Origin of the sequence: Paracnuella aquatica (assembly GCF_003332885.2) — a bacterium.
GTDB lineage: Bacteria > Bacteroidota > Bacteroidia > Chitinophagales > Chitinophagaceae > Flavisolibacter > Flavisolibacter aquaticus.
The window spans coordinates 97,930-118,484 of the sequence record NZ_QOWJ01000001.1; the positions used below are offsets into that span (position 1 = coordinate 97,930).

Genomic DNA, 20,555 nt, shown 5'->3' on the forward strand with positions numbered 1-20,555 from the left:
ATCATTTCCATAAAAGTGTAACAACACCACTCCGCCGCTGCATGACCTTTGTAGGATACAAACTGGAGGTCATGCAAAAGGTACAACCCAACATAATAGAACTGCCGCTGAGCGGAGTAGATAGCGAGCATTGTGCGCTGATTGTAGACAAGGGCATTGCAAAAGTGCCGGGTGTAAAGGCGCACAAAGTAGAGCTCAACAACCATAAGGCAGTCATCGAAACCGAAGACCAGCAGGGGCTTCCGGAATTGGTGACGGCCATTCGTGGTTTGGGCTATGACGTGGAAACAATTAAAAATACTTTTCCCATAACAGGCATGAGTTGTGCTTCCTGCGCCGCAAGTGCCGAAAGCATGGTAAAAGCGCAACCGGGTGTGGTAGCGGCCGGTGTCAATTTTGCCAACAGTTCGCTGCAGGTAGAGTATGTGCCCACCATTGTTACACCCGCACAGTTGAAAAGCAGTGTCCAGTCGATCGGGTATGACCTGGTGATTGAAGACAGCAAAGAAGCCAAGGAAGCACTCGATGAACTGCAACAACAAAAGCTCCGCAACCTGAAGATCAAAACCGCATGGTCGGTTGGCCTTTCCATTCCGCTGGTAGTCATCGGCATGGTATTTATGGATATGCCTTACGCCAATTACATCATGTGGGCGCTGGCCACACCGGTGGTACTCATTTTTGGCCGCCAGTTTTTTGTCAACGCATGGAAGCAGGCAAAGTATCGTTCAGCCAACATGGATACACTGGTGGCGCTGAGTACCGGCATCGCATATGTTTTTTCCGTGTTCAATACCCTTTACCCGCAGTTCTGGCACCAGCGCGGCCTGCATGCCCACGTGTATTTCGAAGCGGCTGCAGTGGTCATTGCTTTTATTCTTTTGGGCAAACTGCTTGAAGAGCAGGCCAAGGCTTCCACATCTTCCGCCATCAAAAAATTGATCGGGCTGCAGCCCAACACCGTTACTGTAATTCATGAGGGCGGCCACCAGGCGGATTTACCCATCGCACAAGTACAGGTGGGCGATTTATTGCTGGTAAAACCCGGTGAAAAAATTCCGGTAGATGGCGTGGTAATCAGCGGCGAATCGTACGTGGATGAAAGCATGATCAGCGGTGAACCGGTACCGGTGATCAAACAGGCCGATGCAAAAGTGTTTGCAGGAACCATCAACCAAAAAGGCAGTTTTCAATTCAGGGCGCAAAAAGTTGGCAGCGAAACTCTGCTTTCACACATCATTAAAATGGTGGAGGAGGCGCAGGGTTCAAAAGCACCGGTGCAAAAACTGGTGGATAAAATTGCAGGCGTATTTGTGCCGGTGGTCATTGGCATTGCGCTGCTGGCCTTTGTTGCATGGGTGCTGCTGGGCGGCGAAAACGGACTGACGCAGGGCCTCCTTGCACTGGTTACGGTGTTGGTGATTGCCTGCCCCTGTGCGCTGGGTTTGGCTACGCCCACTGCCATTATGGTGGGTGTAGGAAAAGGGGCCGAACACGGCATCCTGATCAAAGATGCGGAGAGCCTGGAACTGGCACACAAAATGGATACACTGGTACTGGATAAAACCGGCACCATCACCGAAGGCAAGCCAGTTGTTACAGATGTATTTTGGTTGGATAAAACTGCATTGGACCGCAACATACTTTTTAGCCTGGAGCAGGCATCGGAGCACCCGCTTGCCGATGCAGTTGTGGCCCACCTCAGAGGCGACGCTTCGCCGGTAAAATTAGCAGCCACCCAGTCGGTCACCGGCAAAGGCATCACTGCGCACTACGATGGCCAAACCTACATGGTGGGCACCCGGCAACTATTGGCAGATCATGGGATAGCGTTTCCCGAAGTTGTCCATGTATGGGCTACAGACCAAAGGGAAAAGGCAAACACGGTCGTGTTTTTTGCAGGCATTGGGAAACTGCTTGCAGCCATTGCCATTGCCGATCAAATAAAACCATCGTCCAAAGCAGCCATCGAGGCATTGCAAAAGTCAGGCATTGAGGTGTATATGTTCACTGGCGATAACGAACAAACTGCAGCCGCAGTGGCGCAGCAGGTGGGCATTGCGCAATACAAAGCGGAGGTCATGCCGCAGGACAAAGCAGCTTTTGTAAAAGCATTGCAGCAGCAGGGCAAAACCGTAGGCATGGTAGGCGATGGCATCAACGACAGCCAGGCCCTGGCACAGGCCGATGTGAGCATTGCCATGGCACAGGGCAGCGACATAGCGATGGATGTTGCAAAGATGACGCTCATGACATCTGATCTTGCCCGCATTCCACAGGCGCTTCGGTTGTCGAAACAAACAGTACGCACCATCCGGCAAAACCTGTTCTGGGCTTTTATATACAACCTTATTGGCATACCCATTGCGGCCGGTTTGCTCTACCCATTTACGGGTTTTTTACTCAACCCAATGATTGCCGGCGCAGCCATGGCGTTGAGCAGTGTAAGTGTGGTGGCCAACAGCCTGCGGCTGAAATGGCAACGTTTATAAACAATTTGAAAACAAAAGAACATGAACATCTTTCAATTCAAAACAAACATCAATTGCGGCGGGTGTGTTGCCGCTGTAAAACCGCATCTTGAAAGCGTACCGGAACTTGTTACATGGAAAGTGGATACAGCAAACCCGCAAAAAGTGCTTACGGTGGAAACAACTTTGCCGCCAACTGCAGTGCAATCCATGGTTGAAAAAGCAGGCTTCAAGGCCGGGCAGCTATAATGTGCGTTCGAAACCAGGATTAAACATTGCAGCGCCTGGCCTGTTTGTTTGATATAAACAAAGAACCTTCCCTTTTTATTTCCATTATTTGCAAGAGTCGTCTGCTGTAACGAAGTTGTTGATTGAAACGTTTCTATTTTTCATCAATGATAAACAGCACCCTGTTGCGCATTATGCAGCCATACGGCGGCACTCTTCAGCGCAGGCGCGGCAGGCCTGTGCACATTGCTGGCAATGGTCGTGCTGGTGCTGGCCGCATTCGGCAGCGCAAGCCTCACACGCATCGGCGCAAAGGCGGCACAGCTCTTTTGCACGGTCGCTGCCCAGGCTCATCAACTGCGCCGCGGCATAGCAAAGGGTTGCGCATTCCATATCCAGCTGGATGCATTTGGCCATCATGTGCAGGTGCTCTTCCTGCAGGCAAGAGCTGGCGCAATTCTGGCAGGCCGAAGCGCAACGCAAACAGGCGTCGATACAACTTTGGTATTGTTGATAGTTGCTTTGCATAAGCGATATTTTAGGGTTTATTAAAACAACCGTTGCACAATAACCGAACCAGCCGCACCGTCAGTTCCTATCTTTTTATTTGGCGCCCAACGATCCCTCTACCTTTTCCAATCTCAATCGTACAACCAATGTCCTTCAACCGACGGGCTAACCGCAAAGGGTAAACTTTGAGAAAAATAATAATGTCAGCGCCATTCCTGACGCTGGTCATGTAACCGGCGGATGCTGTTGCCGAGTTTTAACAAGCAAAGGTTGAAATAGAGGGCCAATGGCCATTCGTTGCATCAACACTTTGCAAACGAAAACAAATACTGCACATAAGTGCATCCATCCTTTTCCATCATTCCAACAACATCGTGCATTTGTGCTGGCAGTTAACATTGTCAGTACGCTTTTCACAAGAACGCTGCTGCATCCATGTGCAGTTTAGTATTTCCTTGTGCAGCAAAATGCTTGTTGTGAAATGATTGGAAAAACGGCTTGCGGCAACGCAAACGGGTAAAAACAATTGAAATATGAAAACAGCACCAGCAAAGCCATTCACCGTGCTTTATGCCGATGATGATATGGACGACCGTATGATCATGAACGAGGTTTTAGCACTGCTAGGTGTGCAGCACCAGGTGGTGGAAGTGCCCAACGGCGAGGCCGTGCTGGCCTATCTTTCCTCGTTGCATCGCCTCGAACAACATCCCCGCCTGATTGTGCTCGACAACAACATGCCGCTGGTTTCGGGCCGTGAGGCGCTGATGCGGATCCGCCAGGAGCCGGCCTACAACCATATACCGGTGGCAGTTCTTTCCACTACTATAAGCCAGCAGGATTTTTATTTTTTCCAAAACTTGGGCGCCCGCTGTTACACCAAGCCTTCCACGGTTGCCTCGTTCAAGCAAGTGGTAACCGAAATGCTGCAGTATTGCTGCGAGGAAAAAGCCGCTGCTGCCTGAATGCATCGATAGCTAAAGCCATATACATGCAAAACGGTGCAATGCAATTGCATCAGCAGCCATAGAATTTATAGACTTAAAAGCAAGTGCATAAAAAAAGGTGCAGGGTATTGCGCCATTTTTATTGGAAGTATAAAGTTTCTGTGGATTTGGAAACGATTTTCTCCACCGATGAATAGTTCATTCAATCGGCAGCACAATTCGTTTTACTGCCAAATTGCGCCGTAAATGGTCAGCGCTTTCTCCAATTGTGCTTCGCTGATGATGCTGACGGGTATGGACTGCTCATTGCCGAGCTGCACGTCGTTCAGCCCTTCAACCAACACAAACGCCTTCAGGTTGATCGCGTCCGGGAAAAATAAGACTGCACTTTTCATAACCCCTCCTGGTTTTCGTAGTTTTTTATTTACGGTTTCAATGCAATGTTGTTTCCCATGAAATACTTGTTTCGTTGGGATGCTTTGCCCTACAAAATTGCGGCAGCGGCGCCGGCATTTTTATGAGGAGCATCATTATAAAAATTGATAATAAGGTCGGGTGGGTGATGGAGTTGATCAGGATTGTGTCCGTAAAAAAAGCAGAATTGCGGGTCGTTTGCATTTTATCAAACTGAAGTCAACCAGCAATGTGCATAATTGTTTTTGTACAAAAACCCTAGTGTTGTAACCTCGCTCCATTCAATTCATCCGGAAGCTTAAAAAGCCCCATCCTTTGCAACAACTTCTTCGTAAATGAAGTGTTGTTATTTATTTTCCGAAGCCGCGACGAAATTGAGGCGACTCCATTGGAAACATTTTTCACGCCTGCGAAAAAGTTTGTGTTGCCTATAGCTGGCACGAAAATGTACGGAATAGCCTAGGCTGCGCCGGTAAACAGTTGGCCGAGAGGAGGCAGTCCGCCCCGTTTTCCGTTCATCAAAAACGTTTGTTATAAACAATACCTCATTTCCTGCTGGCCACTTTTTTTGCCCTAAATTTGATATACATGCCTCAGGCTTTAAAATACCTAACAAACATGAAGCGACTTCCAATAGTGCTGTTGATGCTGGCAGCCGGCATTTTCTTAACCATCCGCACCCTGGGAACAACCGGCAAAGCCGACCCGCCCACCAAATACGAACGTATTTTGCAGAGTGTGGGCGAAATGCTGAGGCAGGGACATTACCAACCCAAAGACGTCAACGATAAGTTTTCAAAGCAGGTGTTCCAGAAATACCTGGAGGAACTCGACGCTGAGAAAAACATCTTTTTGCAAGAAGACATCGAAGCGTTGCGCCCATTTGAAACCAAGTTGGATGATGAGATCAAAGGTGCCCCGGTTACCTTTTTCCGCGAAGCTTCCAAAATATTCAACAAGCGCATTGGCGAAGCCGAAAAGCTGGTGACTGATATTCTGGCCAAACCGTTCGATTTCACCAAAGACGAGGTTTATGTAGCCGATTCTAAAAAGATTCCGTTCCCGGCAAATGCCGCCCAACGGCAGGAGGCCTGGCGCAAACGCCTGAAATACATGACACTGGAGCGTTATGCCGAGTTGCAGGAACAACGTTCCAAAGCAAAAGATAGCACCGCCAATAAAACAGATGCGACTTTGGAAAAAGAAGCCCGCGAAAAAGTGGTGCGTGCCATGAACCGGGTGTTCGAGCGGTACCGTTACAAGTTTTCCGACGACGACAAGTTTGCGATCTATGTAAATACCATCACCCAGATGATGGACCCTTACACCGAGTTTTTCCCGCCGGCCGATAAACGCTATTTCGACGAACAGTTGAGCGGCGAATTTTTTGGCATTGGCGCTTCGCTGCAATACGACGATGGCAACATTAAAATCGCCAGCCTTATTACGGGCAGCCCGGCCTGGAAATCGGGACAAATTGAAGTGGGCGATGTGGTGATGAAAGTAGCGCAGGGCGAACAAACGCCTGCGGAACTTACCGGCTACGGCGTGGAAGATGCGGTAAAACTGATTCGCGGTAAACAAGGCTCCGAGGTGCGCCTGACCTTGAAAAAAGTGGACGGCACCCTGAAGACTGTGTCCCTCATTCGCGAAAAAATCGTGCAGGACGAAGTATTTGCACGCAGTGCAGTCATTGAAAATGGTGCATCCAAAATCGGATACATCCTGTTGCCCGAGTTTTACGCCAACTTCAGCGATCCCAACGGCAGCCGTAGCGCTGTGGATGTAGCGAAGGAAGTAATGAAATTAAAAGCCGCTAAAGTCGACGGCATCGTGATTGACCTGCGCAACAACGGCGGCGGTTCGCTGTACGATGTGGTGCAGATGGCCGGCCTCTTTATCGACGAAGGCCCGATTGTTCAGGTAAAAGACCGCGAAGGCAAACCTACCGTGATGCGTGACCGTGATGGTTCGGTGCTGTACGATGGTCCGCTGACCGTGCTGGTGAATGAATTCAGTGCATCGGCTTCCGAGATCTTTGCAGCCGCCATCCAGGATTATGGCCGTGGCGTGGTAATCGGCAGCACCAGCACGTTTGGTAAAGGCACGGTGCAGCGCAGCATTGGCCTGGATCCGCAGGATTTCATGAACCAGAACTCTGAGCTCGGTAGCGTAAAGCTGACCCTGCAAAAGTTCTATCGCATCAACGGTGGTTCTACCCAATTGAAAGGCGTGGTGCCTGATGTGGTCCTTCCCGACCAATACGAGTACCTGCGTTTCCGCGAAAAAGACAATCCGAATGCTTTGGCTTGGGACGAGATCAGCAAAGCCGGTTACAAAACCTGGAACGGCGAGTACGATTTGCAGACCATCAAAAACCTGAGCAATTCAAGAGTAGGCCAAAACCCGGTGTTCCAAACCATTAAGCAGGCCACCGATTGGCTGAGCAAGCAAAACGACCGCGAGTACCCGCTGCAGATCGATAAATACAAGGCAGATCAAAAGCTGCTGCGCCAAAAGGTGCGCCAGATTGATAGCCTGCTGAAGCTGCCCGAAGCATCGGCAATGAATGTAAACTACCTGCCGCAGGATAAGGAGCGTTTTACTGCTGATAAAGACCGCAGCGAACGCTATGCCCAGTGGCTGAAAAACCTGAGCCGCGATATTTACCTGGACCAGGCTGTGAAAATTGTAGGCGATATCCGCAACCAGCAAAACCTGGCCCGCAGCGGTCAGTTGAAGAAAGAAAAAGAAGTGAAAGCGTTTTGATATCGCGTTGGTAAATAAACAAAAAGGGCGGTCTGCATAGACCGCCCTTTTTGTTTGCCGAGTCCCGCGTCATTGCGAGGCGCAGTAGTGTCGGCAATTTGAACAAGGCTGTGGCGCCGAAGCAATCTCCAGCTAAACCGCGGCAACTACGCCTATCCGGACGCTAAAGTCAATAGAACTTGATGTTTTTTATAATCAGGAGCTTGCTTCGGCGTACCAATCACCGTTTGCATAATAAGACCCCTGCGCCTCGCAATGACAAGGGGTACCTCGCAATAACTTGTGTCACAATAAAACTCTAAATCAAATACCGCTCTTTAAACAACGCCAGGTGGTGCAACCCATGACCCACAATAATAAACCCAATACCCTCAACATAAACCGAATTGCCATTGGCGACGCCGCTGCCGGCCAACATCTCCGCATCAAAACTTTCAAAAAGCGCTACCGTGCTTTGGTGCACTATTTCCAGCTCAGTCACCATGCTGGCCCTGCTGCGCCGGTTGGCCCGCGATGCGGGTGTATAGGCATTTTCGTCAAAGCCGGGAAGTGGGTTGGGATCGCGCCGGGCAAAAGCAAGGGCCCGGTAGGCAAAAATGCGTTCGGTGTCGATCATGTGCTGCACTGATTCTTTGATGGTCCATTTGCCCGGAGCATAGCTCCATTCCCATTTAGCTTCAGGTATGGCCGCAACGAACGGTAGCAAATGATTCTTGTATTGTTCAAAAGCTTCCGGAAGTGTAGCAGCTTGCACTTTTTCAATGTACTTGTGGTAAAAAGGAGGCACCTGGGCCAGGTTTACAGGATGCATGGTAAAAGTTTGGCCCAAAATAAAAAACCCCGGTGTTAGTACCGGGGTTTTTTATTAGCCACGCTGTATTTTGGTTACAGTGGCAAAGTAGCTATTGCAATGCTTAGAAAGCTCGTTTTTCTTTTCCTTTATCGGCAGCAGGAGCGGCGTTTACTTTACCGCTGCTCACCTGGTCGGCCAGGCGTACTGCTTCGTAAGCATTGAGCAAACCACCGGTTACGCTCAGCTCCGACAGGGGTGCAGGCTTGCCTGTTTCAGGGTTGGTAGCCATCACAGTCGATTTGGTGGCGCTGGCTTCAATCACGTATTTCAATTGCTGAGGTGTCAGGTTGGGGTAGTACGACTTGATCAAAGCCGCTACACCAGCCACCACCGGCGATGCCATTGAAGTACCCTGCGCATTACCATAAGTGGTACCCCCGGGAACAGTTGAGTAAATGCGTACGCCAGGTGCAAACACATCTACTTCGCTTTTGCCCCAGTTGGAAAAGCTGGCCACCAAACCACCGGCTTTAGGATCGCCGCTGGCGCCAACGGTAATCCAGTTGGTGGCGCGTTTGCCGTCTTTTTCAAAAATGGGGTTGGGGAAATTGTAAGCGCTGTCGAGGTTTTTGCCATCGTTGCCGGCCGCATGCACCAGCAGCACACCTTTGGAAGCAGCATACTCAACAGCTTCGTCTACCCAGCTTTTTTCAGGCGAAAAGCTTTTACCAAAACTCATATTGATCACTTTGGCTCCGTTGTCCACCGCGTAGCGGATGGCCAGTGCTACGTCTTTATCGTGTTCGTCGCCATCAGGTACTGCTCGCAGCGACATAATCTGCACATTTTCGGCGATGCCGTCAATGCCTTTGCCGTTGTTGCGGGCCGCGGCAATAATGCCCGACACGTGGGTGCCATGAAACGGCGTGTTGGCCATCACATCGGGGTTGCCATAAAAGCGGTCGTTAATGTCGTTGTAGTTGTCCTGCACAATCTCGGCGCGGTAAGGCTTTGGTGCTTTATCTGCAGCCTCGGCTTTTTTCTCCTCGCTTTTGATCACTTCATCAATCTCGCTCAGGAAAGCCGCGTTGGTCATTTCCATGATGTTGCTCGATTTGAAGAAATAAAGCAGTCCCGTGCGGGCACTTTTTTGTTCGGGGGTTTGGGGTTGGTAAGCCTCCAGGTCGTTGCCGGTATAAGTGGCTTTGCCCATCCCTTTCTGCAGCACGGAATCAAACGCAGTGGCCGAAGTCATTACTCTTTTATACACCATCAGTTCCAGGCCCGAGTTGGGATCGCCACCTGCAACCTGTGCCTGCGCCCTTTTCCACATATCATAGCGGCTGCGGTCTTCAGCTTTCAGGGTTCCGGGGTTGGTTACTTTTTCAAATTCGCTTTTGAATTTGTGGTAAACGCGGGCCGCTTCGTACGAATCTTCCTTTACGTTGCGTCCGTCTTTACCGCCCAAAAAGTTCCATCCATACACGTCGTCCACATAGCCGTTTCCGTCGTCGTCTTTACCGTTGCCGGGCTTCTCTTTCGGGTTGCGCCACAGCACGGGCTTCAGGTCTTCGTGCAGGGTATCAATACCGCTGTCGATCACGGCAACAATAACCGGCGTTGATTTTTTCCCTTTTAAAAATTGGTATGCTTTGTCCAGCGAAATGCCGTGAACGCCGTCTTTTTCCAGGTCTTGCAAGTGCCAGCCTTTGCCGACGCTTTCTTTCGAGGTTTGCGCACCGGCTACCAGGGTAGTACCTGCAAGCAGGGCAGCCAGGGCCACATTCTTGATCGTCAAGCTCATGTATCGTTTTTTACTTTGAATAGGGGTAAATGTAAAAGTAAAGTTTGGTGGTCAAAGAAAATTGTGAAAGCAGTCGCCCGCAGCATGTTTTAACGAAAAACGGGACGCCCCGTGGAGCGCCCCATTCAAATAAATGCTGTATTGCTAAACACCGAAGCGGTGCAGATGTGCTGGCTAATAACTGGTCTTCAACTCAACCCGGCGGTTTTTCGCCTGCTCGGCTTCCGATTTGCCGTCGCTGATTGGCCGGCTTGAACCGTAGCCCACCGTTTGGATCCGGTTGGCCTGAATGCCTTTTCCTTCGAGGTATTTTTTCACCGCCAAAGCCCGCTGTTCCGAAAGCGCCTGGTTTACCGCGGCCTTACCGGTTGCCGACGTATGGCCTTCAACGGTCAGTTTCAGTTCGGCGTGTTCTGTTAGCAGTGTTGCCAACTCATCCAGCACCGGCAGCGATGCGGGCAGCAATTTGGCGCTGGCGTTGGCAAATTCAATGGCGCGGGCAAAATTAGTTACCTGCTCCACCACTTCTTTTTTTACCTCCGGTGCCTTTATCGGTTCGGGGCAACCATTGTTAGCAGCAGTGCCCTTTTCTTTCGGGCATTTGTCCAACGAATCAATCACACCGTCGCCATCTTCATCGGGAGGCGGGCAGCCGCCAAATTGGGCCTGGCCGGCCACGCTTGGGCAGCGATCGTGTTTGTCCAAGATGCCGTCGCCATCGCTATCCGGCCAGGGGCAGCCTTTATTTTCGGCAGGGCCTTTAGTATCGGGGCATGTATCGGTTGCATCGGGCACACCGTCGCCGTCCGAATCCTTAGGCGTTTCGCTTTTCGTTGCTTTTACGACAGCCGTTTGGCGACCGAGGAAAATGCCGATGCTGGCGCCAACCGCCGTATGATTGAATTCTTTTCCATTCTGGCTGAGGTAAGGCGTCAGGCTTTGGCTGTAATGTGCATTCAAAAACACCCGGCCAAACTCAAAACCCGCCAGTGCATTTACACCAAAATGCAGGATCCGGAATTTGCCGTCCTCTTTGCCTACCGGCAAATCAGACAGCTCGTTGAAGGTAAATTTCCGTGAAGTGTCGAATGCCGTTAGTGAAGTAGTGCCATTATAAAAAAGCGAAGCCTGCGGGCCGCCACCAATAATGAATTTGGTTTTGCCGCCCAACGGGATGGCGGCAACCAGGTTCACCGGGATATCAACATAATTGATGAATTGCTTTTCCTCGAGCCGGAAGGTCTTGCCTTTTGCCGTATCCAAACCTTGGATTTGCGTAGCGCCTTTTGCCGAAAACAAAAAGGCGGGTTGCAGCCGGAAATAATTACCCAACGGAATGGAAGCGATAAAACCCAGCCTGATGCCGGTGCGGGCCGTGGTGCTCGAAAGGCTGTCTAGTGCCAGGGGATGCGGGTTCCAAACCGGGTCGACAGTGGTGCTTTGCAGGCCTGCGGTAAAGGCCACCCGTGGCGTATTTTGTGCGGCGGCGCCAACCGAAACGGCCAGCAACAAACCAAGCAGTAGGTTTTTGTACATAAGATACCAGATAATGGATAGAAAACGAAGATAATACCTTTAGCTGTGCAGCCAAGTGGAATATTAGTCGGCTTGCTTTGGAAAAACGTCCAAGCCTAAAGTAAATGCGGTGAGTGTTGGCGGCAATGTAACGGGTGGCTTTGAAAAAGTCAAAAGGCAAAAGTAAAAATTCAAAAATGTGGCCATTTATGATGCAGCCATTTTGCCTTTTTACTTTTGCCTTTTGAAGTAACCTTTACAGGTCAAACTTGATGCCCTGCGCCAGGGGCAATTGCGTGCTGTAGTTGATGGTATTGGTTTGCCTGCGCATATAAATGCGCCATGCATCTGAACCACTTTCGCGGCCGCCGCCGGTTTCTTTTTCCCCGCCAAAAGCACCGCCGATTTCTGCACCAGATGTGCCGATATTGACGTTGGCAATGCCGCAATCAGAACCGGCCGCGGAAAGAAACTGTTCCGCCTCCCGCAGGTTGAGGGTCATGATCGAGGAGGAGAGTCCTTGAGGCACACCGTTTTGAATAGCCATGGCTTCTTCAAAATGGGTATACCGCATCAGGTACAAAATAGGCGCAAAGGTTTCGTGCTGTACAATATTGTAGTGCGGCGCCACTTCGGCAATGCAGGGCTGCACATAACAGTCGCTTTCAAAACCGTCGCCGAAAAGCGCACCGCCGTCCACGATAAATGTTCCTCCTTCTGCCTTGCAGGCCTCGATCGACTGCAGGTAACTTTGCACGGCGCCTTTGTCGATGAGCGGGCCCACATGGTTAGCGGCATCCAGCGGGTTGCCAATGCGCAACTGCCGGTAAGCAGCCACCAGTTTTTCCTTGAATGCATCGTAAATGCTTTCGTGAACGATGAGCCGCCGCGTAGTGGTGCAGCGTTGCCCGGCAGTGCCCACCGCGCCAAAAACGGCAGCCGTGATGGCGATTTTTAAATCCGCATCGGGGGTAACTATGATGGCATTGTTGCCACCCAACTCCAGCAGGCTGCGTCCCAGGCGTGCACCTACCGCAGCGCCCACTGCTTTGCCCATGCGGGTGGAACCGGTGGCGGAAATGAGCGGAACGCGGTTATCGGCAGCCAGTTTTTGGCCCATTTCCCGTTCGCCAATTACGAGGGTGCTCACCCCTTCGGGTACGCCGTTTTTTGCAAAAACATCTGCCACAATCTGCTGGCAGGCTATAGCGCAGAGCGGTGTTTTTTCCGAAGGCTTCCAAACGCATACATCGCCGCAAACCCAGGCCAGTGCAGCATTCCAGCTCCACACGGCTACGGGGAAGTTGAAGGCTGAAATAATGCCCACAATGCCCAGCGGGTGCCATTGTTCGTACATGCGGTGGCCGGGCCGTTCGCTATGCATGGTAAGGCCGTGCAGTTGCCGCGACAACCCCACAGCAAAATCGCAGATGTCGATCATTTCCTGCACTTCGCCCAATCCTTCCTGCAGGCTTTTGCCCATTTCGTACGACACCAGTTTGCCAAGTGCCTCTTTGTTTTGCCGCAAGGCATCGCTCAACTGGCGCACCACATCGCCGCGTTTGGGCGAAGGCCACAGGCGCCATTCTTTAAATGCCGCTTGTGCCGTATTTATGGCGGCTTCGTAGGCCGTATCATCGGCGGTGGCTACAGTGGCGATGGCCTTGCCATCAACCGGCGAGTAGGAGGTAATGCGACTGCCGCTGGTTTCCAGCCACTGCGTGCCGGTGCTGACGCCGCCATTTTGCTCCTGTATATGTAGGCTGCTTAAAATATCGTTCATGACTGCGGATTTTGCTGGAAGTTAAGGGATAAATGTGGCAGGCAATATGATCGCTCAGCGGCTTTTGTTTACATAAAATAAACTGCGTGGAGGCGGCAAGCTACTATTTATCCACCGCTATTTTTACGCCACCCATCAACCAACGGCCAGGCATAACCGAACCCAGCAAGTCACTGTAACGAGTGTTGAGCAGGTTATCGGCCTGTACAAACAGGCGCACATTATTTTGGTAAACGTTTGCTTCCACCAATCCGTTCAGCACAAGGTATTCGCGGGTCACTTCGGCATTAATAGCCGATGCTTTGCGTGGCTCTCTCACTTTGTACACACCGGTAAGCCCTACGCTAATAGCTTTGTATTGGTACCGCACATTAAAATTGGCCAGGAACTTTGCATGCGATTTTACATAAAACATATCCCTTGTTTCATCGGTGGCCGAACGCAGCCAAACCAAGCCGGCCATCGCCCAAAACTGCTGGCCTTTTTCCATCGCCTTTTGAAAGATGATGTCGGTTTCAAAACCGCGGGTAGCTACCTCCGATACATTGCGGGCCAGGGCGTAAGTTCCGCCGGTAACAAGATTCGATTTCCGTGGCATGTCGGCATAAGGTGTGGTCACAAAATCAATCAGGTCGCGGTGGTTGCGCTGAAAATAGGTGGCAGCAAACCGCACATTTTTGGAGGCAAAAACATCAGCACCCGCTTCAAAGGAAAATGACCGTTCTGCAGCAAGATCGGGGTTGCCGATGGAGCCGCTGGCCACCCTCGCTTTGTTGTAATTGTTGAACCGCTCGGTAAAGGTGGCCTGCCGGATGGTTTTGCCTGCAGCGCCGCGTAACTGTACCACACCGGTGCGGTACGAAAGATTGATTTGCGGCACCAGTTCCGTACCCGCCAGTTCGTCCCAATCGAGGCGCAGCGCGGGATTGATGCGGAAGCCTTCGCCAATGGCCTGGTTTAAAATAACAAAACCAGCCAACTGTTTTACAGCATGGTTGCCACGGTCGTTCGATTTGATGGTGCGGTTTTGCGCCTGCACACCACCGGTCAAAATGGTTTGTTCTGTTAGCCGGTGCTCGTATAAAGCCAATGCCTGGTACAGCGTTGATACGTTGTTGTTAGGCGTAGCGGCAGGGGAGTAAAAGTATTCGTCGGTAACCTTTTTGTAGCCGGCGCTGAACTGGAATTTGCTGCGGTCTTTTTCGTATGAAAGCCGTGCACCGTTCCATTGTGTGGCCACACGTTCAAAAGCCGTATCGGAAGCAAACGTTGTATAAAAATTTTGCGCAGCAAAATCGCGGGTATCGTAAGCAGAGCGAACACCGAGGTGCCAGTATTGATTGAAGCGATAAGCAGCAGAAAGCGAACCGGTGGTGTTGTGAAAATAACCGCGGATGCCACGCTGCGGTTGTCCATCGGCGTTAGTAGAAAGGATGCCGCCGCTGATGGCCAGTTTACCATCGCTGTAATGCGCACCGGTCTGCACATTTTTCAGTCCCCACTCACCAATGGTAATTTGCTGCGATGCACCAAAGCGGGCTTCTTTTTGCGCCGAAAAAGATTTAGTGATGATATGCACCACGCCGCCCACCGCATCGGAGCCATAGATGGCGGAAGACGCACCTTTTAATACTTCAATGCGTTCGATTTCGGCAGGGGCGATGGGAATATAAGTGCTGAAATGGCCGGTGTTGGGATCGTTCAGTCGCAAACCATCAATAATGACCAATACCTGGTTGAAAGTGCCACCGCGCAAAACAATGTCGCTTTGAGCGCCTTGCGGTCCGCGAGCCTGTATTTCCACGCCCGGTATATAACGAAGCAATTCATCAACCGAATGCACGGGCAACTGCGCCAGCTGGTCGCCCTTGATGACTACGATATTTCTACCGGTGCGAGATGTTTTTAAAGCATTTAGCGAGGCGCTTACCGAAACGGGGTCGAGTTCTACAGCCTCGGGTTCCTGTGTTTTTGCCGACAGGCAATACAATGCGGCTGCACACAGACAGGCAAACTTTTTCATGTTGGTGGTGTTTCAATCGGCGGCAAAGGTAACCGGTGATTGGTAGGATTTGGAATGATTTGTAAGAAGAAGGTTGTGTACGATTTGGTGTACTTCGTTTTACGACACAAAACGATGATCGTTGCACGGCAATGCAGCTATGCAATCAAGTATTTAATCTTTAAATTATAATGCTTAATAAACGCATTTAATAAATGCCATGAGAAAGCCGTTCGATTAATTTTTAAAATAAACAATTCTCAATAAGATTCGCTTTCGGACGGGAACTCCTGGCCGCGTACATCCTGCACGTATTGCTGTACGGCGGCAGTGATCTGCTCGTGCAGGTTTAAATATTTGCGTAAAAACCTGGGCTTAAATTCAACGTTGATGCCCAGCATATCGTGCATTACCAGCACCTGCCCATCGCAATGCGGGCCTGCGCCAATGCCGATGGTGGGAATGGTGAGGCTTTGTGATACTTCCTGTGCCAGTGCGGCTGGTATTTTTTCCAACACTACTGCAAAACAACCCGCCTCCTGCAACAACAGCGCGTCGCGTTTTAGTTTATCTGCTTCGGCCGCTTCGCGGGCCCGAACGCTGTAGGTGCCGAATTTATAAATGGATTGCGGCGTAAGCCCCAGGTGCGCCATCACGGGCACACCGGCCGAAATAATGCGCCGCACCGAATCGAGGATTTCCTCGCCGCCTTCAATTTTGATGGCGTGTGCACCGGTTTCCTTCATGATGCGGATGGCCGATGCCAGTGCTATGTCGGAGTTGCTTTGGTAAGAGCCAAAAGGCAGATCTACCACTACGAGGCTGCGGGAAGCGCCGCGGATCACGGAAGATGCATGGTAGATCATTTGATCCAGCGTAATGGGCAACGTGGTTTCGTGGCCGGCCATTACATTGGAAGCGGAGTCGCCCACCAGTAGCACATCCAGGCCTGCGGCATCCAGCATTTGTGCAAAGGAATAATCGTAGGCGGTGAGCATGGCAATTTTCTCACCACGATCCTTCATCTTCTGCAGGGTGTGGGTGGTAATGCGTTTTACTTCGGAGGAAACACTCATGCTGCAAAAGTAAGTATGGCAACAATAGCATCGGGCGGAGAAAAATCTGGCGGCTTGGTGCAATTAAATTTCGTTAACCGCCCTTTTTTACTTCTTCGTATAAAATATTGATCAGGCCATCGGCGAGGCCAATTTTAGGAACAAAAATTTCTTCGGTATCAGCCCAGCGCATCACGTTGATGTAAATGAGCAGCGCCGGCACAATCACATCTGCACGGTCTTCGCGTAGCTTGTACAGGCTCATACGTTGGTCGACAGAAATGCTGCTGAATTCTTTGTAATAATTGCGCAGCAACTCCAGTGTTAAGGATTTGCCCTCTTTGCGTTTAGACAGCGAAAAAACCTTGTTGATATTGCCGCCGGAACCAATGGCGGTGATGTGATGATAACCGCTGGTTTTATTTTTGATAAAACTCTTCATGTCGTTCCACACCTTTTCCTCCACCTGGTCTTTCAACAATCGAATGGTGCCGATGTTGAACGATTCTTTCGCCACCAATTTACCGTCCGAGAAAAAGGTAAGCTCGGTGCTGCCGCCGCCCACATCAATGTACAGGTAGCTTTCATTGGCGTTCATGTTTTCCGCCACATGGTTTTCATAAATAAAAGCCGCTTCCTGCTGGCCGCTGATGATCTCTATATCAATGCCGGTTTGCTCTTTTACGCGTTGCATTAGCTCGGGCCCGTTCGATGCATCACGCATGGCGGAGGTGGCGCAGGCTTTCAGGTGTTCCACTTCATACACCTGCATCAGGAGTTTATATGCTTGAATGCTGTTGAGCAACATGCCTGCACGTTTTTCCGAAATACTCCCGGTTTCAAAAACATCCATGCCCAGGCGGATAGGCACCCGCACCAGGGATTGCTTTACAAATTCGGGTTTGTTGCCGGGTGTTTCCACCACATCGCTGATGAGCAGGCGCATGGCGTTGCTTCCGATATCAATGGCTGCTAACTTCAATTGGTGCTTCAGTTTTATTGAACAGGTAATGATAGGTTTCCTCTTGCGAACGTACATTTTTTTGCGACCCGTTGCGAACGTAGGTGTTCGAAAGGTTGTTGTCGAGCCAGCGGGCTTTTACATTGTCGCTTAGTTGAATGTTGAGGATGTCCATGAGTTCGCTTCGCAACGCAGGATCCAGGATAGGGCAGGAGGCCTCCACGCGGTGGTCGAGGTTGCGGGTCATCCAGTCGGCCGATGAAATATACATCCGTTCTTTGCCGCCCTGGTAAAAATACCAGACCCGTGCATGCTCCAGGAATTCATCGACAATGGAAATGGCTGTTACCGCGTGCACGAATTTTTCGTTTTGCGACAGCATGCCAAAGATGCCGCGGACAATGAGTTTTAGCTCAACGCCGGCACGGGCTGCATCGTACAATGCATTGATCATTTCCTCGTCGGAAAGTGAGTTCATTTTGGCAACGATCACCGCTTTCTTGCCGCGTTTTGCATTCTTTATTTCGTTGTCGATCATCTTCAATACTTCGCGGCGGGCAAAAATGGGCGACGGCAACAGTGTGCTGCATGCTTTAAGGAAATGTGTGCCGGTTTTATGGTGTTCGATGTAATTGAAGATGCGATTAACATCGGCCATGATGGCTTTGTTGGCCGTAAGCAGGCAATGGTCGGCGTACACTTTTGAAGTGCTTTCATTGAGGTTGCCGGTGCTGACAAAACCGTACTGCAAAATGCGTTCGGCCACACGTTTGCGGATGAGGCAAATTTTCGCATGTACTTTCATGTTAGGTATGCCAATCAACACTTTCACACCTTCTTCTTCTAACCGCTCTTTCCATTCCAGGTTTGCTTCTTCGTCGAAACGAGCTTTCAGTTCCAGCACCACCGTTACCTGTTTGCCATTGCGCACTGCATTTATCAATGCATTGATCACCTTCGATTGTGATGCCAACCGGTAGCAGGTAATTTTGATAGAAGTTACATCCGGGTCAATGGCTGCTTCTTTCAACAGGTTAATTAGCGGGTGAAAAGAATGATACGGAAAATGCAGGAGCACATCCCGCTCCAATACCACGTCGGTAGTACGTTTGCCAGCGAGTGCCGGGTGCATGAATGGTTTGCGCCTGCGGCTTTGTTCCCGAAATACCGATGCGGGGAAATCCATGAAATGGCGGAAATTATGAATGCGGCCGCCGGGGATCAAGTTGTCGCGTTTGGACAAGTGCAGCTTGCGGATCAAAAACTCCAACAGGCCGGGGTCCATTTCTTTGTCGTACACAAATCGAACGGGCTTGCCTTTGCGGCGGTTCTTTAATCCCTTTTCGATTTTCTGCACCAGGCTGGTGGCAATATCGTTGTCGATGTCAAATTCCGCGTCGCGGGTTACTTTAAACACATTCGACTGGTATTCGTCGTAGCCGAAGTAGGCAAAGATCTGTGGCAAATTGAAACGGATCACATCTTCAAGCAAAATAATGTGGTGCTCGCCGTTGGGCGAAGGCAGTTGCACAAAGCGGCCCAAAGTGCGGCTGGGCACTTCAATCAGTGCATACTTGCGTTGCAGCGCACTATTTTTCATCCACATCACCACACCCAGGTAAATCGATTTGTCACGCAGGTAAGGCGTATCCGGAATGCTTTCAATCATCAGCGGAATGAGGTTTGGACTTACCTCTTCGTCGTAAAATTTTTGTACAAACTCCTGCTGCTCCGGGTTGAGGCCTTTTTCTGTGATGAGGAAAATCTTTTCCGCTTTCAATTCTTCCAATATGCCGCTCCAGATGCGGTTGAACTCACTTTGGTGATTCAGCACCGTCATTTGGATTTCTTCCAGAATCGCTTCGGGGTTTTGCTCCAGGTTCATTTTGGCCTTGTTGCCCAATTGAATCATGCGCTTGAGGGTGGCCACCCGAACCCGGAAAAACTCGTCCAGGTTGTTGGAAAAAATACCCAGGAAACGAATGCGTTCGCGGAGCGGCACGGTAGGGTCGGCGGCTTCCTGCAGCACACGGGCATTAAAGGAAAGCCAGCTGATATCGCGGTAAATGGTCTTGCGTTTGGGATCAGTCATAAAATAAGGGCGGTACGCCAATGGGTATATGCAAGTTTTATGCTCAGCACACCAATCTATGGATTAGCCCACATTTTCCCAAACAAGCTTTAACTTTTGACAACCGATTTTACAGCGGGAAACATATTCATGTAAAAAACGCGACCCTCATTGCTCGATGTTTTCCGGTTGCGCCAGCCTTTCCCTTTTATTGAAAAATGTAAGCAGCGCAAAGCAAAGCAGGCCGCCCAGAATGATGATGACGGTTTGGGCCACCCACAACAGCCAGCCCAATGCGATGCCGGTTTCGCGGGCCACGCCATACAGTTCCATCAGCTTTTCTACCAGGAACGGGTATGCGCCAATGCCGCCCGGCGTAATGATCATGGCAATGCTGCCAATGCCCAACGTGGTAAGGCCGCTACCAATGCCCAGATGTGCCGTTTCGCGCAGCGCATAAATGCCTACAGTGGTGCTGGCCAGGTACATTGCCCAGATGAGCACGGTATGAAAAAGAAACAGGCCTTTCTGTTTGACCAGCCGTATGCTGTTCAAGCCATTGGCGATACCGGTTAAAATGTTTTTGATTTTGCCCACTGCATCAATATGTCCAAAACGGCGGAGCACAAACGAAGCTAGAGCAATGCCCCCAATGACGATGACTAATACGATCCCAATTTTAGTAAAAGAAAAATCGCCACTGCGGTTGCGGAAAAAATTGGCAAACAGGTTGGCAACATAGTCGCCGATCAAATGTCCTTCGAACAACAGTGCCAGCACAAATATGATCAGCAGGCACACCACATCCACAGCCCGTTCCACCACGATGGTGCCCACCAGTTTGTCAGCTCGCACTTTTTCGTAGCGGGCCAGCAGCGTGCATTTCACCACTTCGCCCAACCGCGGCACGCCGGCATTTACCAGGTAGCCAATCATTACAGCCGCAAACGTGTTGAAGTTAGAAGGCTTGTATCCCAACGGCTCCATCAGTATTTTCCAGCGCATGGCGCGGCTATAGTGGCTGATGAGCAGCATGGCCACTACCGGCACGGCCACCCAGTGCCGTGCATTGGCCACTGCGTATTTGATGGCCGTCCACTGCTGCTGGTTGATGTCTTTAATGGTGAGCCAAACAAAGAACAGCCCGAGGCCCAGGAAAAACAGGTACTGCAAAACGGTTCGTAAGGTGGGATGCATGGATGCAAATGTAGTTGGGAGACGGGAAAGTCAGG

15 protein-coding genes are annotated in these 20,555 nt (G+C 50.6%); 4 read left to right on the plus strand and 11 right to left on the minus strand.

All coding sequences use genetic code 11. The features are described from left to right. The first annotated feature begins 71 nt into the window (after positions 1-71). Positions 72-2,492: a heavy metal translocating P-type ATPase gene (locus DRJ53_RS00480; protein ID WP_114234393.1), complete on the plus strand. Its 2,421-nt coding sequence runs from the start codon at positions 72-74 to the stop codon at positions 2,490-2,492. A 21-nt stretch (positions 2,493-2,513) separates the two neighbouring features. Next, positions 2,514-2,720 (plus strand): heavy-metal-associated domain-containing protein, encoded by a 207-nt coding sequence (locus DRJ53_RS00485; RefSeq protein WP_114233628.1) that lies wholly within the window; start codon positions 2,514-2,516, stop codon positions 2,718-2,720. Positions 2,721-2,891: 171 nt separating this feature from the next. Here DRJ53_RS00485 and DRJ53_RS00490 read toward each other — a convergent pair whose 3' ends face one another. Then, positions 2,892-3,227 carry a four-helix bundle copper-binding protein gene (locus tag DRJ53_RS00490; RefSeq protein WP_114233629.1) on the minus strand — a complete coding sequence of 112 codons (336 nt, stop codon included), beginning with the start codon at positions 3,225-3,227 and terminating at the stop codon, positions 2,892-2,894. 515 nt (positions 3,228-3,742) lie between these two features. Here DRJ53_RS00490 and DRJ53_RS00495 point away from each other — a divergent pair. After that, entirely contained in the window at positions 3,743-4,174 is a 432-nt protein-coding gene (locus tag DRJ53_RS00495) for a response regulator (RefSeq protein ID WP_114233630.1), read from the plus strand. Positions 4,175-4,380: 206 nt separating this feature from the next. Here the strand turns inward: DRJ53_RS00495 and DRJ53_RS21205 are convergent, their stop codons facing one another. After that, a complete protein-coding gene (locus tag DRJ53_RS21205) occupies positions 4,381-4,551 on the minus strand; it encodes a hypothetical protein (protein WP_155523186.1) in 171 nt (56 codons plus the stop codon). Positions 4,552-5,188: 637 nt separating this feature from the next. Here DRJ53_RS21205 and DRJ53_RS00500 point away from each other — a divergent pair. Beyond that, positions 5,189-7,339 carry a carboxy terminal-processing peptidase gene (locus DRJ53_RS00500; RefSeq protein ID WP_114234394.1) on the plus strand — a complete coding sequence of 717 codons (2,151 nt, stop codon included), beginning with the start codon at positions 5,189-5,191 and terminating at the stop codon, positions 7,337-7,339. A gap of 298 nt (positions 7,340-7,637) precedes the next feature. Here the strand turns inward: DRJ53_RS00500 and DRJ53_RS00505 are convergent, their stop codons facing one another. From DRJ53_RS00505 to DRJ53_RS00545, 9 genes are all read right to left on the minus strand, one after another. Next, on the minus strand, positions 7,638-8,150 hold the full coding sequence (locus tag DRJ53_RS00505) for a DinB family protein (protein WP_123893266.1): 513 nt from the start codon (positions 8,148-8,150) through the stop codon (positions 7,638-7,640). Between the two features lie 103 nt (positions 8,151-8,253). Then, a complete protein-coding gene (locus DRJ53_RS00510) occupies positions 8,254-9,936 on the minus strand; it encodes a S8 family peptidase (RefSeq protein WP_114233632.1) in 1,683 nt (560 codons plus the stop codon). 174 nt (positions 9,937-10,110) lie between these two features. Further along, entirely contained in the window at positions 10,111-11,472 is a 1,362-nt protein-coding gene (locus tag DRJ53_RS00515; protein WP_114233633.1) for an OmpA family protein, read from the minus strand. Between the two features lie 235 nt (positions 11,473-11,707). Continuing rightward, positions 11,708-13,234 (minus strand): L-piperidine-6-carboxylate dehydrogenase, encoded by a 1,527-nt coding sequence (gene amaB, locus DRJ53_RS00520; protein ID WP_114233634.1) that lies wholly within the window; start codon positions 13,232-13,234, stop codon positions 11,708-11,710. A gap of 103 nt (positions 13,235-13,337) precedes the next feature. After that, positions 13,338-15,257, minus strand: a complete 1,920-nt coding sequence (locus DRJ53_RS00525) for a TonB-dependent receptor plug domain-containing protein (protein ID WP_114233635.1) — start codon at positions 15,255-15,257, stop codon at positions 13,338-13,340. 239 nt (positions 15,258-15,496) lie between these two features. Beyond that, positions 15,497-16,312: a 3-methyl-2-oxobutanoate hydroxymethyltransferase gene (gene panB / locus DRJ53_RS00530; protein ID WP_114233636.1), complete on the minus strand. Its 816-nt coding sequence runs from the start codon at positions 16,310-16,312 to the stop codon at positions 15,497-15,499. 73 nt (positions 16,313-16,385) lie between these two features. Further along, the gene (locus DRJ53_RS00535) at positions 16,386-17,273 is read right to left on the minus strand and encodes a Ppx/GppA phosphatase family protein (RefSeq protein ID WP_114233637.1); all 888 of its coding nucleotides are present in this window, start codon (positions 17,271-17,273) and stop codon (positions 16,386-16,388) included. Beyond that, the gene (ppk1, locus tag DRJ53_RS00540) at positions 17,254-19,344 is read right to left on the minus strand and encodes a polyphosphate kinase 1 (protein ID WP_114233638.1); all 2,091 of its coding nucleotides are present in this window, start codon (positions 19,342-19,344) and stop codon (positions 17,254-17,256) included. The genes DRJ53_RS00535 and ppk1 overlap by 20 nt, the downstream gene beginning before the upstream one ends. Before the next feature lie 147 nt (positions 19,345-19,491). Next, on the minus strand, positions 19,492-20,520 hold the full coding sequence (locus tag DRJ53_RS00545; RefSeq protein WP_114233639.1) for a lysylphosphatidylglycerol synthase transmembrane domain-containing protein: 1,029 nt from the start codon (positions 20,518-20,520) through the stop codon (positions 19,492-19,494). Positions 20,521-20,555 lie beyond the last annotated feature (35 nt).